The following is an 18,952-nucleotide window of genomic DNA, read 5'->3' as shown; positions in this document are numbered from 1 at the left end:
TATAACTGGAGGTAATTAGGAATGAAAACTATTCTAACAAAAAGTAACATTGAAGAAACTTCGCAAACAATTTCAATGGATTTATTCGAAAAGATGCAAGAGCATGAACAGATTTTATTTTGTAATGATCCAGAAACAGGTTTAAAAGCAATCATTGCAATACATGACACAACTTTAGGACCAGCCATTGGTGGAACTAGAATGAGAGACTATGAAACTACAGAAGAAGCACTAGAGGATGTATTACGACTGTCAAAAGGCATGACTTATAAATGTGCTGCAGCTGATGTTGATTTTGGTGGAGGAAAAGCAGTGATTATCGGTGATCCAGCGAAAGATAAAACACCTGAATTGTTTCGAGCATACGGACAATTCGTTGAATCGCTAAATGGCAGGTTCTATACAGGGACTGATATGGGTACAGAATTGGAAGATTTTGTTTACTCTTATAAAGAAACCAATTGTATTGCCGGATTACCAGAAGAATACGGTGGTGGGGGTGAAACTTCCATTCCAACTGCTCTCGGTGTTCTTTATAGTATTAAAGCAGTAGCAAACACATTATATGGTAATGAAGATTTAAAAGGGAAATGCTTTTCTATCCAAGGTTTGGGGAAAGTTGGTTTTAAGGTTGCAGAGCATCTATTAGCAGAAGGTGCTGATTTATATATAACAGATGTTAATTTAGAAACAGTAAATCACTTAGTTGAAAAGGCTAAGAAAATGGGGAGAACAGCTGTACCAGTTAAAGGTGAAGAAATTTATGGGGTTGATGCAGATATTTTTGTACCATGTGCAATTGGCGGTATTATCAATGAACAAACGATTGATCAACTACGAGTAAAGGGAGTTACAGGTGCAGCTAACAACCAGCTTCTCCATGAAGAATGTGCTCTAAAATTAAAGGAAAAAGGCATATTATATGCTCCTGACTATATTGTGAATAGTGGCGGAATTATTCAAGTTACAGACGAATTATATACGCCAAACAAAGATCGAGTTTTAAATAAAACAAAAGCCATTTACCATTCCCTGCTCGAAGTATTTTCACAAGCCGATGCAAAAAATATTACGACCATTGAAGCAGCGAATGATATTTGTGAAAATAGAATTGAATCAAGAAAAAGCAGAAATAGTTTCTTTTCTCCGAAAAAACGTGCAAAATGGCAAGTTCGGTTCTAATGTGACATTAATTTAAAAGTACAATTGAATGTAAGGGGCGTCTCAAGGTTATTTTGACACCCCTTTACATTTTTTGTATACATCTAGCATGCTTAACTGAACTGCATCTTTTATTATCTACTTCCCAAATCTCTTACGATAACCACACTTCCTACATAGTTCCTCAACTGCAACTCTTCGTGAAAAACCATCAACAAGCTTTTTAGCTCTATCCCCTTCAATAATCTCAGAAAATGAACTCTTATTAATATTGCCGAGGTTAATAATTCCTTCCCCATCTAGACAGCAAGGAATAACCGTCCCATTAGCTAAAATACCTGCTTGGTTTCGAAGCCCATGACAGAAGCCTTTCCCATCATCCTCTTCTTCATGTAAAGCGGGCCATTGAAATTCATAATCTTGATTAATGAAGATCCGTTCAGCTATTTTCACACCGCTTCCAGGGGATACTTTTTCTTCAATTTTGTAATCTAAATCAAATTCTTTCTCAATGATTTCAAGGATTTTACGATTCCGTTGTCTTTCAAGATTCGTCATATTATCTTGTGTGAGATTCCATAGCCTTAGCGACACAATCATTTCTGATTGACTAGTTGCTTCTTTAATAAAAGAAAGTATACTCATCACGTATCCTTCTTTATCAGTAGAACCAGCATGCCCGTCAAAGCTATGAAGTGAAAAATTCATCTGCCTTAGTGCAGGTTTATTTAATAGTTTGTGTTTGTTTTTATTAATTAATGTTCCATTGCTAGTAATATTAACTTTAAACCCTTTCTCATGGCTTAAGTCTAACAATTGATCTATTTTAGGGTGAAGCAGTGGCTCACCTTTTACATGTAAATAAATATAGTCTGTGTGGGGTTTTATTTGGTCTAATCTCTTCGAAAAATCCTCTACAGATATGAATTGCTTTTGCCTTTCTGTCGGCGGACAAAAGCTACAAGCAAGATTACAAATACTTGTAATCTCTAAGTAAAACTTTTTAAACTTTTTCAACCTTCATTCCTCACTTCTATCACTACTTAGAACAGAATGAATATTGTTCTAATCATTATTAGAGCACAATTCTTCATGGATGGAAATAACTTATTTAAGGGAATTAATGTCTTAAGGTTATGGAGGATTATTACAACAACTTCCTGACAACCGTATTAATATGCACAGTCTCTTGAAAAATATTTGTTTTATAAGTTCATTTTTTTCTTATTGCAAGTAGAGGAAGTGTGTGGTAATTTAAATTATGCAACTTAGTTAGTTCATCCGCCGAACTAACTAAGTTGTATGCGCTTTAACTCTTTAATTAAAGATTATATTATATAAATTTGGTTTTATAAGCCCTTTTATTAAAAGTCGTAAAAATAATATTCCCATAAATCATTCGATTTAAAAAACAAGGAGATGACTCATATGCCAAGCGTTCAACCGCAGCCCTCTCTTCAAGAAAATTCTAAGTTAGGAATGAGAGAAAAGATAGGGTATGCATCAGGTGATTTAGCCAGTAATTTAATTTATCAAACAACCTCTATTTACTTGCTTTTTTTCTACACAAATATTTATGGCATCTCTCCAGGTGCCGCTGCAACGATGTTTCTTGTTGTACGCTTAATTGATGCGATAAGTGACCCATTGGTCGGCTCATTAGTCGATAAGACAAATACAAGGTTTGGTCGATTTAGACCGTATTTGTTGTTTTGGGCAATTCCGTTTGCAGGATTAGCTTTTCTTTGTTTTACGACACCGGATTTCACTGAAGGTGGAAAATTAATTTATGCTTATGTAACCTATATCGGACTATCGATTGTTTACACTTTCGTTAATGTTCCGTATGCAGCATTGACACCGGCACTCACGAAAAATAGTAATGAAATCGTTAGTTTAACATCAGTGCGAATGATCTTTGCGAATCTAGGGGGCGTCATTGTCGCTTATTTTGTACCCTTTCTATCAAACTACTTTGGTGAAATAGCAAGCCCTACTAGAAGTTGGCAATTAACAATGGGAATCATCGGGCTAGTAGGTGCCTTATTACTACTCTTTTGCTTTTTCAGTACAAAAGAACGAGTGAAACCAGTAAACAATGATGCAAAAATTAAGTTCACTGATATCTTTGAGCAATTTGCAAAAAACCGACCACTAGTAGTCTTAAGTATTTTCTTTGTTCTCATTTTCGGTGTGAACTCTATAAGTAACTCGATTGGTGTTTATTATGTCACGTATAACCTTGGAAGAGAAGATCTTGTTGGGCTATATGCATTGTTAGGCTCTTTACCTGCTTTTCTATGTATTCCATTAATTCCATGGCTCAATAGAAAACTTGGAAAGAAAGCCTTGCTTAATCTCTCTCTTATTCTAAGTATCGTGGGAACGCTTTCTCTATTGCTGATTCCCCCAACCATGATTGAATTGATTTTAATTTCACGAGTCGTAACAGCGATTGGAACATTAACGGCTGGAGCATTTATGTGGGCGCTTATTCCCGAAACGATTGAATACGGTGAGTATGTAACAGGAAAGAGGTTAAGTGGTCTTATTTACTCACTCATAGGTTTCTTCTTTAAATGCGGAATGGCATTAGGGGGAGCGATTCCAGGTCTCGTACTATCCCAATTTGGATTTGTTGCAAACCAAGCGCAATCCTCACAAGCTTTGTTTGGGATATTAATTGGTACCGCTTTAATACCAGCAATTGTCTTAGCGTTAGCTTTAGTTAATATTAATTTTTATAATATTGACGATAAAAAACTCTCTCAAATACGAGCAGCACTCAAGGAACGAGCGGCTTAAAATGGAAACGATTTATTAAACTCATAACAAACCCATAGATAAACAGTTTTTAATAAATAACTGAAATCTATGGGTTTGTTTCTCCCCTAGCTGCCTGCTGAGGTTGTTTATCCAACCGTATTTCAATTATAAGATTTATTGCTCCGGTTCATCATCGACCGAGGGAAACCGCCCTCTTTGACTCTTATATTAGCATTTAGGGAAACTACATCCCACAATGATTAATAAAATAAACAGGACTACAATTAATACGAAGCCGTGCCCACGAGTTGGAGCTGTATATCCATATCCATAAACAGGGGCAGCCGAATATGGCATAGGTGCATCCATTACTCCTGCCACCATGCTAGGAGGGATATTTGGTGGAACATTTGCTCCAGCCATCATATTAGGGGGGATATTTGCGTTACCATACATATCTCAACACTTCCTTTTCGGTTAGTATATTTTACACTACATTATACTCACCTAGTTGAAATATGAACCTGTCAACCTAATAAATGGGTGGATGTCCCGGTTTATTACATACAACAAACAGTTAGCAAGGAATTAATCAATATGGTTATCCAGATAAAACTGATAAACAAAACTGGATATAGAACAATGATTATGGTGTATGACAATTTTTTGCTTTTTATAAAAATTACGATGACTTTGTAAAGTCAATAGCAGCAACGTTGCAGGGGAAAACCTTGTGATTAAATTGGCTAAGTATGCAGACTGCGTACTTCCTGGGGATCTTTCTGAATTTAAAAATTGTATCATCTGTTCAGCGGTCACGATTCCAACTCCATGTCCAAAAAACGATCCATCACTCAACACGACGGCGTTTACTCCTCGATACCATGGCGTAGTTGGATGATAATCAGGATTATTAAAATACACAACATCGCCAGCCAAAAAACGATTCGAATTGAAGATGTGTAATTGTAAGTCAGGATCTGTATGCCAACTGTATAAATATAGATTTTGAAAAATAGAATCAAAATGACGTCTGCCAATACTTTTTAAGATCGCCTGGTAATAGATAATGATGATGGCAGTCGCGCATTCAAATCCATAAAGAGAGCCGTTCCGATAAATATCGACAATGGCATCAGATGGTCGCACACCAGGCCTTAACAAAAAGCCTCCAGCATTTGTTAAATCCCAGTATGTAGGATTACAATATGCGCTTTCAAAGATCGTAAACGTCACTTGACTCGCATTCATCTCTTTTGCACTTTCCATAATATTTTTTCTAATGTTTATTTCAAATCTAAATTCATTCATGGAATGATAAGAAAAAAATTCAGGCGAATCAAGCATTTGTTGAATAATGACTCTTTCTACCCTCCCGAAGTCTATTGTACTGTCTAGTGAAAACGGCCTTCCGGCTACATGTATCATGTCATTCCCCATTTCATTTAATTCGAAAAGATGGTTTCTTCGAAATATATGGAATCGATATATAAATTTATATGATAAGGAAGGGGAATACTTGCTACTCGTTTTACTGTAGGTTCGGGCTATAGAGGAATAAGCGGGAGTGAGCGAGCTGTAGATACATGGACTGAAGGAAAGGTATCCCCTCCCACTTTACAAACTATAAAGTTGCTTCGTAGGAGTTTAAAAGGTCAAAAACAGACCTTTTGAGACTAACAGGTTCAACGCAGCAAAGAGTTGAATAAGCTTATACCCTTCATAAAGCTGATGAAGGCCAAACGAGTCCAGAAAAGCATGGGAAAGAGCCTTCATAACGCTGATGAAGACCGAAACAGCCTGTAAAAGCATGAGAAAGACATCTTCATAATGCCGCTGAAGACCGAAACAGACATAAAAGCTTTGGAAAAAAGTACTTCATACAAAACAATATGAATTATTCTTGTTGAAGATGCGATTAAAGATAAACATAAAAATTAGCCAGACATATTGTTTCTTGATGAACCAACAACCAATTTAGATATTACCTATCAAGTTGAGACTCTTGACCTGCTGATCGACCTTAACGGCAAATAGACCAACAGAAATAACAAAAATCAAAGTCCAAATTAGATCTGAAATGGTACGCATGGTAGAAACCATTTTTTTACCGACTTTCGTATGAAAGGGTTTGGCGAAGTATTTCGTGAACATAATAGAGCAATCGGACGCGAATTCTAACTCATTTGTTTTAATTTCTTAGTTTTATGGCATATGCCCAACCCTATTAGGCTACTTAAACATATCCTTAAGTATATAAATAAATAGGAGGGATTTGCTTTGACTAATTATCCATTTTGCGGTAGACGAGAAGCATTTAATAAGGGACTAATTGGTGTCAATAATCAACGAATACACCATGGATTCGGTAGACCAGGTTTAGGATTAGGATTAGGTTTTTTAGGAGGTCTTGCTACTGGTGCACTATTGGCCCCGGGACCTGGATTTGGTTATTATTACCCACCATACCCTTATTATCCGCCTTACCCGTACTCGCCTTACCCATACCTATACCCATACTCTCCTTACTAAAACGAATAGATAACAGGAAAAACGGAGCTCCAATTCTTTGGAACTCCGTTTTTCCTAGAGCTGATTTGTATTTGGTTAGATGGGTACTATGTTCGTCAGCATCCTCTGCTTTTCTGCAATCTGAATAGAACCTTCGCCCCACGTTGTTGGCATTGTTCTATAATTCTCTTGAAGGGCTCAAGATATGTTTCTGACCATATTCCAATCATGGCCTGTAATGCGTCCATCAGGTTCGACATCTGTCATTTAAATAATAATCAATCCTGCGCCGCCAAATTGCCCAACTGACATAATCGACATAGTGCCATTCATTAGGGATTCCGCCCTTACCCAGGTCATCCCTCTTTATTAATCCCTACATGCTAAATGTAAGATACTAAACCTATACTCTATCAAAATCATCTGGATCCGCAAACATACGTTGATCCTGATTCAGGGCATTAATTTTGTCCATGTCCTCTTGTGAAAGTTCAAAATCAAAAACATCTGCATTTTCAGCAATTCGGTGAGGTTTTACTGACTTTGGAATCGTTACTACTCCCGTTTGTATATCCCAGCGGATAATGACTTGGGCAGTTGATTTATTGTATTTTTTTGCAATTTCAATTAAAGTTGGTTCATTAAGCAGTTCTCCTTGCATTAATGGAGACCATGCTTCAAGCTGTATGCCGTGCTTTTTACAAAAACCATGCAATTCTCGTTGATTAAATCGCGGGTGATATTCTACCTGATTGACCATCGGTTTGATTTCACAGTTTGCGATGATCTCTTCAAGGTGATGAATTTTAAAATTACTTACACCAATGGCACGAACACGTTCATCCTTATACAGTTTCTCAAGCGCTTTCCATGTTTCTAAATATTTGCCTTGAGAAGGAAGGGGCCAGTGAATTAAATAAAGGTCTAAATAGTCTAAACCTAGCTTCTCCATACTCTCATCAAAAGCTGCAAGAGTAGCTTCATAGCCATGATTTGCGTTCCAAACTTTTGTGGTGATAAATAATTCTTCTCTAGGGACATTTGATTTAGCAATTGCTTTACCGACTCCTGCTTCATTTCCATAAATGGCTGCAGTATCAATGCTTCTGTAGCCGATTTCTAGAGCCGTCTTTACTGAATTCACAACTTCCTCCCCATCTTTAACCTTAAAAACACCAAAGCCCAACCATGGCATCTTTACACCGTTATGTAATGTGGTTGTATTTTGTATGCTACCCATTTTGTTTATCTCTCCTTATATAAAAATGTTAAACATAGAATTATAGATTCACATAATTTCTCCATTTATGAATAGGCTTCCAATTTAAGAGTTTCTTAGCCTTTTCATTATTTAATAGAGGGTCAAAGCCTGTTAAATCTTTTCTAAAGTCTTTTACATCAGGAAAGCATATTTCCATTAATTGTTTACTCTCAATATCCATACTTGTTTCATCTGCCCCAATATTAAGGGTAACAGAACCAAGTCCCTCTGCTTCAACGGCTAAGCGATAAGCAGTCGCAGCATCTCGTGTATCAATATAACTCCACAAAATGGGTTTTCGCTGTTCAGGATTATGGATGAATTCAGGAAAATTCTTATACATTTCAGGAGATATGACATTTCCCAATCTGAAGGATACTACCTGCATCCCCGTTCTGCGGTGGATCATATCAGCGGTTTTCTCATTTACAATCTTAGATAAACCATAGCTTTCTTCCGGTAATTGCGGGTGATCCTCATCTATTGGCACATATTGAGGCTTTAAATTTTGCTTTGAAAAACATATACCATATGAAGACTCACTTGAAGATATTACCGCTTTTTTAATCCCTAAATTCCCTGCAGCTTCTAAAATGTTATAAGTGGACATGACATTATTTTGAAAGGTTACTTCGTTAGGATGTGAATATGCTACCGGAATAGCTGCAAGATGGACAACTGCATCAGCACCTGCTAATACCCCATATACTTCACCTAAATTCGTTAAATCTGTAATGACTGTCCTGCAAAGTGCTTCTTTTGGATACTTAATATCTGCATTAATGACTTCATAACCATGTTCTAAAAATTCTTTTATTACTGCTGAACCAAGTAAACCACTTCCACCTGTTATTACTACCTTTTTCATTTTCAACCCTCCAAATTTTAATTAGTCATGACAAGACTCTCTGCGCTTCTTAAATAATGAGAATCAAGTTATTTTCACTTAGTTCATCCGATAAACTAAGTATATGTCAATATTTTTAAATTTTCAAGTAATTTCTATTTGTTTTTGCCAAATTGGATAGATCTTTTCCTTAATAATTCATAGGTGGAATAGTCCATCTGTTCTTTATACAGGTAATGACAATTTGCCATGTGTGTAGCTCAAATTTGTGGCTTATCTAAAAAACTTTTTCTGGAGAATGAATAAAAGCGGCTCCTATATTTAGGAATCGCTTTTATTTAACCTCATTTATTTATGATAAGGTTCACCCCGATTAATCCGAAAAGCCCGATAAATCTGCTCCAGCAACACTAGCTTCATCAACTGATGGGGAAACGTCATTTTTGAAAACGACAAACTCTCATTTGCTCTTTTCATCACATCTTCACTTAACCCTAACGACCCACCGATAACAAAAGCTACCTTACTCTTTCCATAAGTAGCTAGCTTATCAAGGTTATCTGCGAGCTGTTCTGATGTCATCATCTTCCCGTCAATTGCTAAAGCAATTACGTGTGTATCAGGATGAATTTTTGCTAAAATCCGTTCTCCCTCTTTTTCCTTAATTTGTTTCATTTCTGCATCACTAGCTTGTTCTGGCGCTTTTTCATCTGCTACCTCTATCGCTTCTATTTTTGCGTAACCACCCAACCGTTTTGTGTATTCATCTATCCCCAGCTTTAAATATTTCTCTTTTAATTTGCCAACCGTAACAACTTGGATATTCACAATGTGTATAACCCCCTAATAATTATCCACAGCAGTTATCCACATATCAACATAGTGGATAAACAATTATGTATCCACACTGTAGATGGCTGCGCTATCACAAAAACTACAGCTTGTGGATAATGGCTCCTTACTTGTTTCTACTTTTTCAACAACTGGTGCTAATTCCTCCTCATCTACTACCATATCAATTGCCACTTCAATGTGTTCATTGCAAGCATAGTACATATATAACGTCCTTTCGTTTTGCATTTTCCATTATAGCATACCCTGTTTTGAAGCTGTGGATAAATGAAATAGAAAAAGAGCAGTGAGAAGTGGTGTTCTCAACTGCTCTAACGTAACAATTACTGACTGCATGACTGTGCAGTGCTTCGACTTAAAGAAAAAAGGTCATAGGACCGACCTTTCATTATGAATAGTGCGAACATGAGTTGCACTTGGCTCCACTCGCCGTGCGCCTTTTGAGAAGATCACTCAAAAGGCTTAAAACATTACGGCGGCTCCGCTCAGTGCTTCGACTTAAAGGAAAAAGGTAAAAACCGACCTTTTTCCTTTAAGTCTTTAAAAACTTTGTTGTTCTGCTAGTTGCACGTTAATAACTTCGCGGTTTCCGTTTCGGTAAACGGTGACGTCTATTTCATCGCCTATTTTCTTTTCTGTGTAGAGAAACTTCCTTAAATCGTGTCCGTCTGCTATTTCTTCTCCGTCAATTTCAACAATGACATCATACTCTTGCAGTCCGGCACGATCTGCTGGTGATGTTGGTGCGATGCTTGTAACAACAACTCCACCTTTGATGTCTTCAGGCAGCTTTAATGTTTCTTGCCAATAGGCACTTGGAATTTCACTTAATGAACGAATACCGACACCCATTTGCGGTCGGCGTACTTCACCAATACTTTCTAAATCTTCTATAACCGGAAGAGCAATAGCTGTTGGGATTGCAAAACCGATCCCTTCTACAGAGCTTTGCGCAATCTTCATTGAGTTGATACCGATAACCTGCCCCTCAATATTCACTAATGCACCGCCACTATTTCCTGGATTAATCGCTGCATCTGTTTGCAGTACTTCTGCGTGCCAATCGATTTGGCCATTTCCAGTTAAGTCTACTGGAATACTACGCTCTGTTGCGCTAATAATTCCTTGTGTTACTGTACTAGAAAAACGCAGACCTAATGGATTTCCAATTGCTAGAGCTGGTTCTCCTACACGTAACGTCTCTGAGCTACCGAACTCTGCTACCGTTTCTACATTTTCACCGTCAATTTCAAGAACAGCTAAATCTGTGATGACATCGGTTCCTAGTAATTTGGCTGGTACTCTAGTGCCATCTGCTAGGCTTACTTCAATTTCATTCGCACGTTCAATGACGTGGTGATTTGTCACAACATATGCTTTATCTCCACTCTTCTTATAGATCACACCTGAACCTGTTCCTTCGTTCGAATCAGATGAAGAAAAGAAGTTGGATTGTTGCATGTTAATCACTCCAACAACGGCATCAGAAACTCTGTCTACCGCCTGTGTGACGTTACTATTTACATCAAGACTCACCGTTTGCAGTCCCTCTTGCGGTGTTTGTGAATCAAATACAGCTACCGATTCAGGCTCGGTGTTCAAATTATATGGTAATAGTCCAAAGTTAGATAAAATAGGAATTGAAAATAATACACACAATCCCCCAATGATGGATCCAATAAACGCTGCAATGATAGGAACTCCACGATTCCGATTGTTGCGTCTACTTATTTGTTCTGTTACATGATCATCATAATAACCCATTTTGTAACACCACCCTTTTTTCCTAATTAATTAGTCATATTTACTTCTTATTATAATAAGAATTTGCCTAAAAAATAGGGACTTAAACGTTTTTTATAAATTTTTTACACTTCTTCTATAATTCCCAACAAAATTGACGCATAGTCGTTGAAACTACCGCCGTATTCATTTTTTCTACAAAAAACAACAGAGAAAGAGGACACTAAAAAGGGAAAACAACCTTTTTCATTGCCCTCTATAATGAATTCTCTTTTTCTCTAAACTACAGCTAATGCAGTTGGGTTTTGTGGGTCCGTGTCATATAGCTCAAATTGCTCTCCTATGGCCATTCCTTGCTCTTTTAACACTTGTTCAACCGAGAGACGAGCTAAATCTTTCATATTATTATCAAGGCTTAAATGAGCTAAGTAAATACGGCTTGTATTGTCTCCAATCACATCTGATAGAGCAAGCGCTGCATCCTCATTTGACACGTGTCCTACGTCGCTTAGAATACGACGTTTAACACTCCATGGATACCGTCCCATTCGAAGCATATTCATGTCATGATTCGATTCAAAAATAAAAATATCTGCTTTATCAATTGTCCCTTTGATCCGGTCACTTACATAGCCCATATCTGTTGCAAGAACAAGCTTTCTCCCTTCGTGTTGAAACGTGAAAAACATCGGTTCTGCCGCATCATGTGAGACACCAAAAGACTCAACATCGATGTTGCCAAACGCCTTCACTTCTCCTGTTGCAAACGTAAATTTTTGATCAGTAGCAATCGTTCCAAGCTGACCTTCCATCGCTTTCCACGTTTTTTCATTAGCATAAATAGGAAGCTTATGCTTTCTAGCAAATATTCCGACCCCTTTAATATGGTCTGAATGTTCATGACTTACGAGAATTCCATTTAAGTCTTTAGGATCCCGATTAATCTTTTGAAAGAGCTCGTCCATTTTCTTTCCACTTAAACCTGCATCTATAAGTAAACGCTGCTCTTCTGTCTCTACATAGACAGCATTGCCTGTACTGCCGCTTGCCAGCACACTAAAGCGTAATGTCATTTATATCATTCCCCTCACCAAAACTTATGTGAGCTGCTGTACAGACCCACCTATGGCATGAACTAAATAAGTTTCTCCATCAACTGTGACACGCCACATTGGTGCAAACACTTGAACATCACCTGTTGGGCTAAAAAAGCTATAATAACCAAATTGAACATTCGTAATCGTTTGATTCGGTCGTACTAATTGGTCATTTAATAGAACTTCAATCGCTTTTAAGCTTGAAAGCATTTCACGTTCTTCTCCATCTTGTTCTTCAAACTGGAAATAGCGCTGTTGATAGCTGACAATTTGCAGTTGTTCATCAAGCTGAAGAATAAGTGGTTCATCATCCAATGTGTAAGCAGTCTTATCTCCAAACACTTGGTACAAAAATACTCGATTTTTTCCTGAATCAAATCCACCAAATCGGTATTCGTCTCCCTCAAATACATATGTTGATAAAAATGTACTCAGTTCTGCTAAAAAATCCTCCCGAGTTAATGGAAAAGGCTCTTCTAATTCAGATAAGATTGTGTGTTTATCAATTAATTCGAGTTCTTGTGCATCAAGAGTTGGAACTTCCTCTTGTGACAAATCTGCATGTTTTCCAACAACAAGTAGTCCTGAAGAATCTTCTTCTGGTAAATCTATTTCTATTTTCACATTATTTTCTCGTAATACTTCTTGAATGGTTGCTTCTGTTATCATACTAATCTGATTCATATTATGTGTTTCAATCAATTGCCACGATAAGAAAACATTCAGAAGCAAGAAGGTGATAATGAAAATAGTTTTTGTTCTACTCCAATCCATTAGCGTCACCTTCTTCCTTATCAAAGGTTACCTTTTGCCATCTGTTTCCGTAGTAAATAAACCAATGCGGCTCAATCGTCACAAACGAGGTACTTCTTGTGACCATCTCATATCCAACCGTTACCTTTGTTAATCTTCTTTCATCAAAGAACTCTTGCTTCTTTAATTGTTCAATTACTTCCTCACCAGAAGGTAACTGTATCTGCTCTCTTGCATCAATCGGAAACGAATCCAACTCGAATAATGGCCTCGTGTAATTAACGATTTGTGTCCCTGAACGGCTAATGTGTAACGCCATATCTCCTTGTCCTTCAAACGTAATAACAGGTAACCCGTTCACATGCATCCGATACGTTACCTCATCGCGGATATCTGATGTGTTCCAGCTAGAGAGGAAATAATCATTCGTCCACCCCCCATGGCCATTAATAAACTCGTAACTACTTTGGACAATATGCTTTGTACTTCGCTCTTGTGTTTCAACGAATACAGGATTGAAATACTCCATAAATAGGCCGTTATTTTGCATTGTGATGATTCGATTTCCATCCGTATATGAATCTTCTCCATCTGTTTGCTGATAAAATTTTACTGAACCTGGATCTGTAAAGAGAGATTGTTTATAAAATTCAGCAGACAAAGCTGAAGTAGCAAAAGATAATCTTTCAGCTATTACAGGCTCAGATGGTACATAAACTTTCTCATTAAGACGATCCGCGTACTCTGACTCATCCAATACAGTCGATACTTTAATGAACTCTTCAAACTTTCCAACATATGCTTCTTCAAACTCTCGAGCTAATAAGCTAGTTTCAAATTCTACTAAGCGCTCTTCTTCACTTGATAAAATTTGCATATGAATTTTATCGTTTTCTTCTACAAAAAGGAACAAGCGATCAACTTCAATAGCTGGAAAGGCAACTTCTTCTTCATTTAAACCAAATACGTTTTGAAAGACTGCTATTGGAATGGCATCAGGAAAAATAAACTCAACCCCGCTGTTTGTTTCTCGTGTTGGGAAACTGTCAGTTGAAAGCATATTCACTTCATAAAAGTTTGCTGTAAACAGCTTATTATAGAGCTGTTCAAACTCATTTGCATCTTTTGGAATCATGGCATACTCTTCATCGCGATGAACAATGATTTGCTCAGGTAAGATTACTTCTGAAATCATTCGCTCTTCACGTTCTTCATTCATAGAGTCAGGAACATATCTTGATACGGTATCATCAAGAAGGGCTATTTCTGGCTGAAAGGTATAGAGCTGCCAGGTCAAAATAATACTTATCCCAATCAATCCAATTAAAATGGTTGATTTTATATGCTCGTAGTTCATCGTCCACCCTCCTTCATTGCATAATATGGCAATGTAAAGAAGATCGTTGTCCCTTTTCCATACTCACTTTCAGCCCAAATTTCTCCTTTATGGGCATGAATAAGCTCCCTAGCAATCGCCAACCCAAGGCCTGTTCCACCAACACTCCTTGCCCTTGCTTTATCAACACGATAAAAACGGTCAAATATCTTCGCCTGACTCTCTCTTGGAATTCCCATCCCTTGGTCGGAAATACTAATTTGCAATTGATGTCCTTGATGCAGCATAGCAATTGTAATATTGCCCCCCTCTGGTGAGTACTTCATCGCATTTGAAATAACATTATCAATAACTTGTGTCATCTTATCTGCCGCCATTTTAGCATACGTAGGTTTTGCTGGTATTTTTCTAGTGAAGGTGATTTCCTTTTCCTCAGCAATCATCTCAAATCGATCGATAATATCATGAAGGAACAATCCAACATCAACAGATTGGAACTTCAATTTATAATCTTTAGTATCAATTTTAGAAAGCTGCAGCAAATCATTCACTAGTCGAATCATTCGCTCTGTTTCATTTTGAGTTACACTTAAAAAGCGCGGTCCAAGTTCTTTATCAGACATCGCACCATCTTCTAGAGCTTCTAAATAACTCTTCATTGTTGTCAGTGGCGTTCGTAACTCATGAGAAACATTTGCTACAAACTCACGACGTTCATGCTCAATTTTCTCTTGCTCAGTGACATCATGTAAAACAGTAATAAGACCATTAATCGGTCCATCCTTTTCTTGAATGACTGAGAAGTTCGCTTCAAGCAAATACTCTTCTTCAGACGTACTAAAGTCAAGAAGAACAGAATCCGAGTGTTCATATAAATCATATAGTGCGAATGTATCTGATAAACGAAGGACATCTGGCAGCAACTGACCCATAACAGTATGACTAGAGACAGTTAATAGTTCTTCAGCTCTTTTGTTCATTAATATAATTCTTCCATTTTGATCGGTTGCAATTACACCGTCAGTCATATGTGTCAACACAGACTTTAACCGTTTCTGCTCGCGATCCCTCGTTAAGGTTGCATCTTGGAGCTTCATTGTTAGATCATTAAAGGATGCCGCTAACTGACCAATCTCATCAGCGCTATAAACTTTAACTTGTTTTGTAAAATCGCCTCGGCCCATTCGCATTGTTTGCTTTCTCATATCCATAATTGGTGATGTAATGGTCCTTGCAACAAGAATAACCAACACAGAAGAAATAATTAAGGCAATAAATGTTCCACTAAGTAAAATGCTATTAATTTGTCCAATTTGGCTATAAATATCTTCCATCGATGCTTCAATATATAATGCACCAATAGACCCATCATCGGTTTTAATAGGCACAGCAAGTACACGCATCCTGTGACCTGTTACCGGATCACGCAGCACATCTTCGAACTTATTTCCGAGTAAAGCTCGCTTTACTCGAACCTCTGTACTTTGCTGGCCAACAATATGACGATTTGATAGATTAGATGTACTTATAACGACACGATTTTGATCAATTACCTGAACCTCTGACTGATCAATTGTAAATGTATCACGAAGCAGGCTGTTAATATTGGATGTCAATGCATTACGATCATCTTTATTTTTCGTCATTTCCTGGGCAAGGTTGAATGATAATAAGTTCGCACGGTCATCTAACATTTCAAAATAGTTCGAAACAAGCTGACTTTCTAACTGCCTCGTAAAATACACACCAATAATTTGAATAGCGATAAATATAATCAATACATAGATAATGATTAATTTGAACTGGATCGACTTAAAAAAGCCAACTTTTCGATCCATTTATGATTGCTCCTTTGGTTCAGGTGATGATAAATAATACCCTACCCCTCGTCTTGTAATAATCCAAATAGGATAACTAGGGTTGTCCTCTACTTTTTCACGCAGTCTACGAACCGTTACATCGACTGTCCGCACATCTCCAAAATAATCATAGCCCCAAACTGCTTGCAATAGATGCTCTCGTGTCATGACTTGTTCAAGATGTTTTGCTAAATAATGAATCAATTCAAACTCACGATGAGTTAAATCAATAGCTTCGCCGCGTTTCTTTACTTGGTATGCTTCTGGATAAATTGTTAAGTCTCCAACAGCTATTTCCTTTTGATTTGTTGCTTCTTCTCCGCTTGACTTATGACGGCGTAAGTTCGCCTTCACGCGAGCTAACAACTCTCTTGTGCTAAATGGCTTCGTCACATAATCGTCTGCTCCAAGCTCTAGTCCTAATACTTTGTCTATCTCTGAGTCCTTAGCTGTTAACATAATGATTGGAATATCGAATTTCTTCCGGACTTCTCTGCACACTTCCATTCCATCTTTATGCGGAAGCATAATATCTAGTAAGATTAGATCAGGTTCTTCTTTATTAACTAGGTCAATGGCCTCTAAACCATCGTAGGCACAAATGACATCATATCCTTCTTTTTCAAGGTTGAACTTTAATATATCTGCTATTGGTCTTTCATCATCTACAACTAAAATACGTTTATCCATTATGCAGATCTCTCCCGTCCATTGTAGTCTAATACTCATTCTAACACATGTGAGTACCCTGCGTTGATAGGAACGACTGGTAATCCAGCTATTTTCACGCAAAATTATTTACAAAAAAACGTCCCTCAAAAGAGGAACGTCTCTTACTTAACGATTTAGAAAATCCATTGGATTTTTTAATTGACCATTTTGATAGACTTCAAAGTGTAAATGGATTCCAGTGGAGTTCCCTGTTTGCCCCATCACACCAATTTTTTGTCCTTTAGAAACTGTTTGCCCAACGCTCACATCAATGGAAGCTAAATGAGCATACAACGTTTCCATTCCATTATTGTGGTTGATTCGAACAAGATTCCCATAACCACCTTGAGTCCCTGCAAATGTAACTGTGCCATTATCACTAGCTAATATATTGTAATTGCTAGGTCTTGCAATATCAATTCCACGATGGAACCTGCCCCAGCGGTTTCCTTGATAACTTGAAATATAGCCACCAACTGCAGGCCAACCAAGCGTTCCTGACCCACGCGACGGGATCACTTTTATCCCTTTTGTTACTACTTTCTTCACAGGCTCTTTTGTAACTTCCTCAGAAAGAACCTTTCTCCTTGTCAGACTGCCGTTTTCTTCTGTTACTTCATATTCAATCACTTGCACACCGGCTTGACCTTCTTGCGTTACTTTTTGGTCGCCTTTGAACATCGATTCATCCTCTTGCACTTCTGTTTCAAAAGGAATCTCTTCTTCTTTCTTTGTTACATATGTTGATTGAACTTTTACAACTGGTTTATAAGCTTGCACTTTCATCTCATCGCCGACACGTATGACACTATCTCTATCTAACTCTGAATTTAGCTCTAAAAGCTCTGAAGTAGTAAGGTTATGATTACTTGCTATCGTACCTAGTACGTCGCCCTCTTTAACGGTATATGGCTGCTCTTCTAGTACACCTTTGTTAAACTTTTTAATAGCGTCTTTAACAGAAACAACTTCCTCTGGAAGAACCAATACTTCTTCCTCAGTTATTTCTTCTGTAAGAGTCACACTCGTAACCTGCTGGTCACCAACCTCTAATTGACCATCTTCCTTTTCGGCATCTAAAAATTGCTCATACTCTTCTTCATCCACATATTGTGTAATAAGCAATTGTAATACTTCTTCTGCTTCTTCAAGACTCGCTACATAAACAATTGGCTTTTCATTTATGACTAAGGCAACAGCCTCTGCTTGAACGATTGATTCATCTTCTAGTTTCGTTAACACTTCTTCATCTTCGTCTTCTTTATTAAAAACAAACTCTGGAATCACTCGAACATTTTCCCCAACAGCCAGCGATAATTCAGGGAATTTTTCTTCATGCTTCTCTTCTAGTTCATTAATATATTCATAGATTGGATCATCGTTTTTGATAATACCGAGGTGTTGATCATCAACATAAACATGATAGATAGTATGAACAGATCGTTCATCCGCTTTAATCTGACTTGTAAATGCAAAAGAAACCATTATCGCTAATAAAAAAGCTAAACATGTTTGAATATACTTCTTTCTGGGTATTTGCAATTGTAGTTGTTCTTGTTCGTTTTGATTTTCCTGAACTAACATTTTCTCCTCCTACTAAAAAACAAAACCTCTATGTAATAGAATGATATTTTTTGACAAGATTCGGCAACCTTTTTAATTCTAGCACATTCTAATTACAAAAAAACAAAATAATAGACCAGAAAACAGATTGTAATATCGTTGTCATATTTTTGGTTATTTTAGGGAATTAAGTCAAAAAACAAAATAAAATCCGCATGGACAATTCCACACGGATTAAAGTGCCGGCCAGAGGACTTGAACCCCCAACCTACTGATTACAAGTCAGTTGCTCTACCAATTGAGCTAGGCCGGCAAAAATAAAGATGGTGGCTCAGGACGGAATCGAACCGCCGACACATGGATTTTCAGTCCATTGCTCTACCGACTGAGCTACTGAGCCACAAAAAATATGAAATTAAATGGCGGTCCGGACGGGACTCGAACCCGCGACCTCCTGCGTGACAGGCAGGCATTCTAACCAACTGAACTACC

At 37.5% G+C, this 18,952-nt stretch carries 17 protein-coding genes, 3 tRNA genes and 1 pseudogene; 4 read left to right on the top strand and 17 right to left on the bottom strand.

All coding sequences use genetic code 11. From position 1 onward, the window contains the following. The first annotated feature begins 21 nt into the window (after window positions 1-21). Window positions 22-1,182, top strand: a complete 1,161-nt coding sequence (locus tag SAY88_RS14170; protein WP_332632459.1) for a Glu/Leu/Phe/Val dehydrogenase dimerization domain-containing protein — start codon at window positions 22-24, stop codon at window positions 1,180-1,182. A gap of 117 nt (window positions 1,183-1,299) precedes the next feature. Here the strand turns inward: SAY88_RS14170 and SAY88_RS14165 are convergent, their stop codons facing one another. After that, window positions 1,300-2,178, bottom strand: coding sequence for a radical SAM/SPASM domain-containing protein (locus SAY88_RS14165; RefSeq protein ID WP_332632458.1), 879 nt, complete (start codon window positions 2,176-2,178; stop codon window positions 1,300-1,302). A 411-nt stretch (window positions 2,179-2,589) separates the two neighbouring features. Between SAY88_RS14165 and SAY88_RS14160 the strand changes: the two genes are divergently transcribed. Then, complete coding sequence (locus SAY88_RS14160) at window positions 2,590-3,966, top strand: MFS transporter (protein ID WP_332632457.1); 1,377 nt, start codon at window positions 2,590-2,592, stop codon at window positions 3,964-3,966. Between the two features lie 189 nt (window positions 3,967-4,155). On the opposite strand, the gene SAY88_RS14155 is transcribed toward SAY88_RS14160, so the two are convergent. Then, entirely contained in the window at window positions 4,156-4,284 is a 129-nt protein-coding gene (locus tag SAY88_RS14155) for a YjcZ family sporulation protein (RefSeq protein WP_332632519.1), read from the bottom strand. A gap of 231 nt (window positions 4,285-4,515) precedes the next feature. Beyond that, window positions 4,516-5,355 carry a protein-glutamine gamma-glutamyltransferase gene (locus SAY88_RS14150; protein WP_332632456.1) on the bottom strand — a complete coding sequence of 280 codons (840 nt, stop codon included), beginning with the start codon at window positions 5,353-5,355 and terminating at the stop codon, window positions 4,516-4,518. Between the two features lie 516 nt (window positions 5,356-5,871). Here SAY88_RS14150 and SAY88_RS14145 point away from each other — a divergent pair. Then, a pseudogene (locus SAY88_RS14145) lies at window positions 5,872-5,961 on the top strand (ABC transporter ATP-binding protein); the annotation flags it as partial. A 297-nt stretch (window positions 5,962-6,258) separates the two neighbouring features. Further along, window positions 6,259-6,459 (top strand): hypothetical protein, encoded by a 201-nt coding sequence (locus tag SAY88_RS14140; protein WP_332632518.1) that lies wholly within the window; start codon window positions 6,259-6,261, stop codon window positions 6,457-6,459. Window positions 6,460-6,841: 382 nt separating this feature from the next. On the opposite strand, the gene SAY88_RS14135 is transcribed toward SAY88_RS14140, so the two are convergent. The 14 genes from SAY88_RS14135 to SAY88_RS14070 all read right to left on the bottom strand — a co-directional run bounded on the left by SAY88_RS14135 (window position 6,842) and on the right by SAY88_RS14070 (window position 18,951). Then, entirely contained in the window at window positions 6,842-7,678 is an 837-nt protein-coding gene (locus SAY88_RS14135; protein ID WP_332632455.1) for an aldo/keto reductase, read from the bottom strand. Window positions 7,679-7,718: 40 nt separating this feature from the next. After that, entirely contained in the window at window positions 7,719-8,567 is an 849-nt protein-coding gene (locus SAY88_RS14130) for an NAD-dependent epimerase/dehydratase family protein (protein WP_332632454.1), read from the bottom strand. A 327-nt stretch (window positions 8,568-8,894) separates the two neighbouring features. Then, the gene (rlmH, locus tag SAY88_RS14125) at window positions 8,895-9,374 is read right to left on the bottom strand and encodes a 23S rRNA (pseudouridine(1915)-N(3))-methyltransferase RlmH (protein WP_332632453.1); all 480 of its coding nucleotides are present in this window, start codon (window positions 9,372-9,374) and stop codon (window positions 8,895-8,897) included. 66 nt (window positions 9,375-9,440) lie between these two features. Next, the gene (locus SAY88_RS14120; protein ID WP_332632452.1) at window positions 9,441-9,602 is read right to left on the bottom strand and encodes a CxxH/CxxC protein; all 162 of its coding nucleotides are present in this window, start codon (window positions 9,600-9,602) and stop codon (window positions 9,441-9,443) included. Between the two features lie 336 nt (window positions 9,603-9,938). Beyond that, window positions 9,939-11,162 (bottom strand): S1C family serine protease, encoded by a 1,224-nt coding sequence (locus tag SAY88_RS14115; protein WP_332632451.1) that lies wholly within the window; start codon window positions 11,160-11,162, stop codon window positions 9,939-9,941. Window positions 11,163-11,419: 257 nt separating this feature from the next. Beyond that, a complete protein-coding gene (locus SAY88_RS14110; RefSeq protein ID WP_332632450.1) occupies window positions 11,420-12,214 on the bottom strand; it encodes an MBL fold metallo-hydrolase in 795 nt (264 codons plus the stop codon). 24 nt (window positions 12,215-12,238) lie between these two features. Then, a complete protein-coding gene (locus SAY88_RS14105; RefSeq protein WP_332632449.1) occupies window positions 12,239-13,012 on the bottom strand; it encodes a two-component system regulatory protein YycI in 774 nt (257 codons plus the stop codon). Then, window positions 12,999-14,348, bottom strand: coding sequence for a YycH family regulatory protein (locus SAY88_RS14100; protein ID WP_332632448.1), 1,350 nt, complete (start codon window positions 14,346-14,348; stop codon window positions 12,999-13,001). Before SAY88_RS14100 ends, SAY88_RS14105 begins: the two co-directional genes overlap by 14 nt. Next, window positions 14,345-16,165, bottom strand: a complete 1,821-nt coding sequence (gene walK / locus SAY88_RS14095; protein WP_332632447.1) for a cell wall metabolism sensor histidine kinase WalK — start codon at window positions 16,163-16,165, stop codon at window positions 14,345-14,347. Before walK ends, SAY88_RS14100 begins: the two co-directional genes overlap by 4 nt. Continuing rightward, the gene (yycF, locus tag SAY88_RS14090; protein WP_332632446.1) at window positions 16,166-16,876 is read right to left on the bottom strand and encodes a response regulator YycF; all 711 of its coding nucleotides are present in this window, start codon (window positions 16,874-16,876) and stop codon (window positions 16,166-16,168) included. Window positions 16,877-17,023: 147 nt separating this feature from the next. Next, window positions 17,024-18,481, bottom strand: coding sequence for a M23 family metallopeptidase (locus SAY88_RS14085; RefSeq protein WP_332632445.1), 1,458 nt, complete (start codon window positions 18,479-18,481; stop codon window positions 17,024-17,026). Window positions 18,482-18,700: 219 nt separating this feature from the next. Next, window positions 18,701-18,773: transfer RNA gene (locus SAY88_RS14080), tRNA-Thr, on the bottom strand. An 11-nt stretch (window positions 18,774-18,784) separates the two neighbouring features. Beyond that, window positions 18,785-18,860 (bottom strand) — tRNA-Phe (locus SAY88_RS14075). Window positions 18,861-18,880: 20 nt separating this feature from the next. Then, window positions 18,881-18,951: transfer RNA gene (locus tag SAY88_RS14070), tRNA-Asp, on the bottom strand. Window position 18,952: the final 1 nt, after the last annotated feature.

It is taken from the genome of Halalkalibacter flavus (genome assembly GCF_036663575.1).
Classification (GTDB): domain Bacteria; phylum Bacillota; class Bacilli; order Bacillales; family Bacillaceae_D; genus Halalkalibacter; species Halalkalibacter flavus.
The sequence above is the reverse complement of the archived record's forward strand: the minus strand, read 5'-3'. Positions and strand labels throughout refer to the sequence as shown.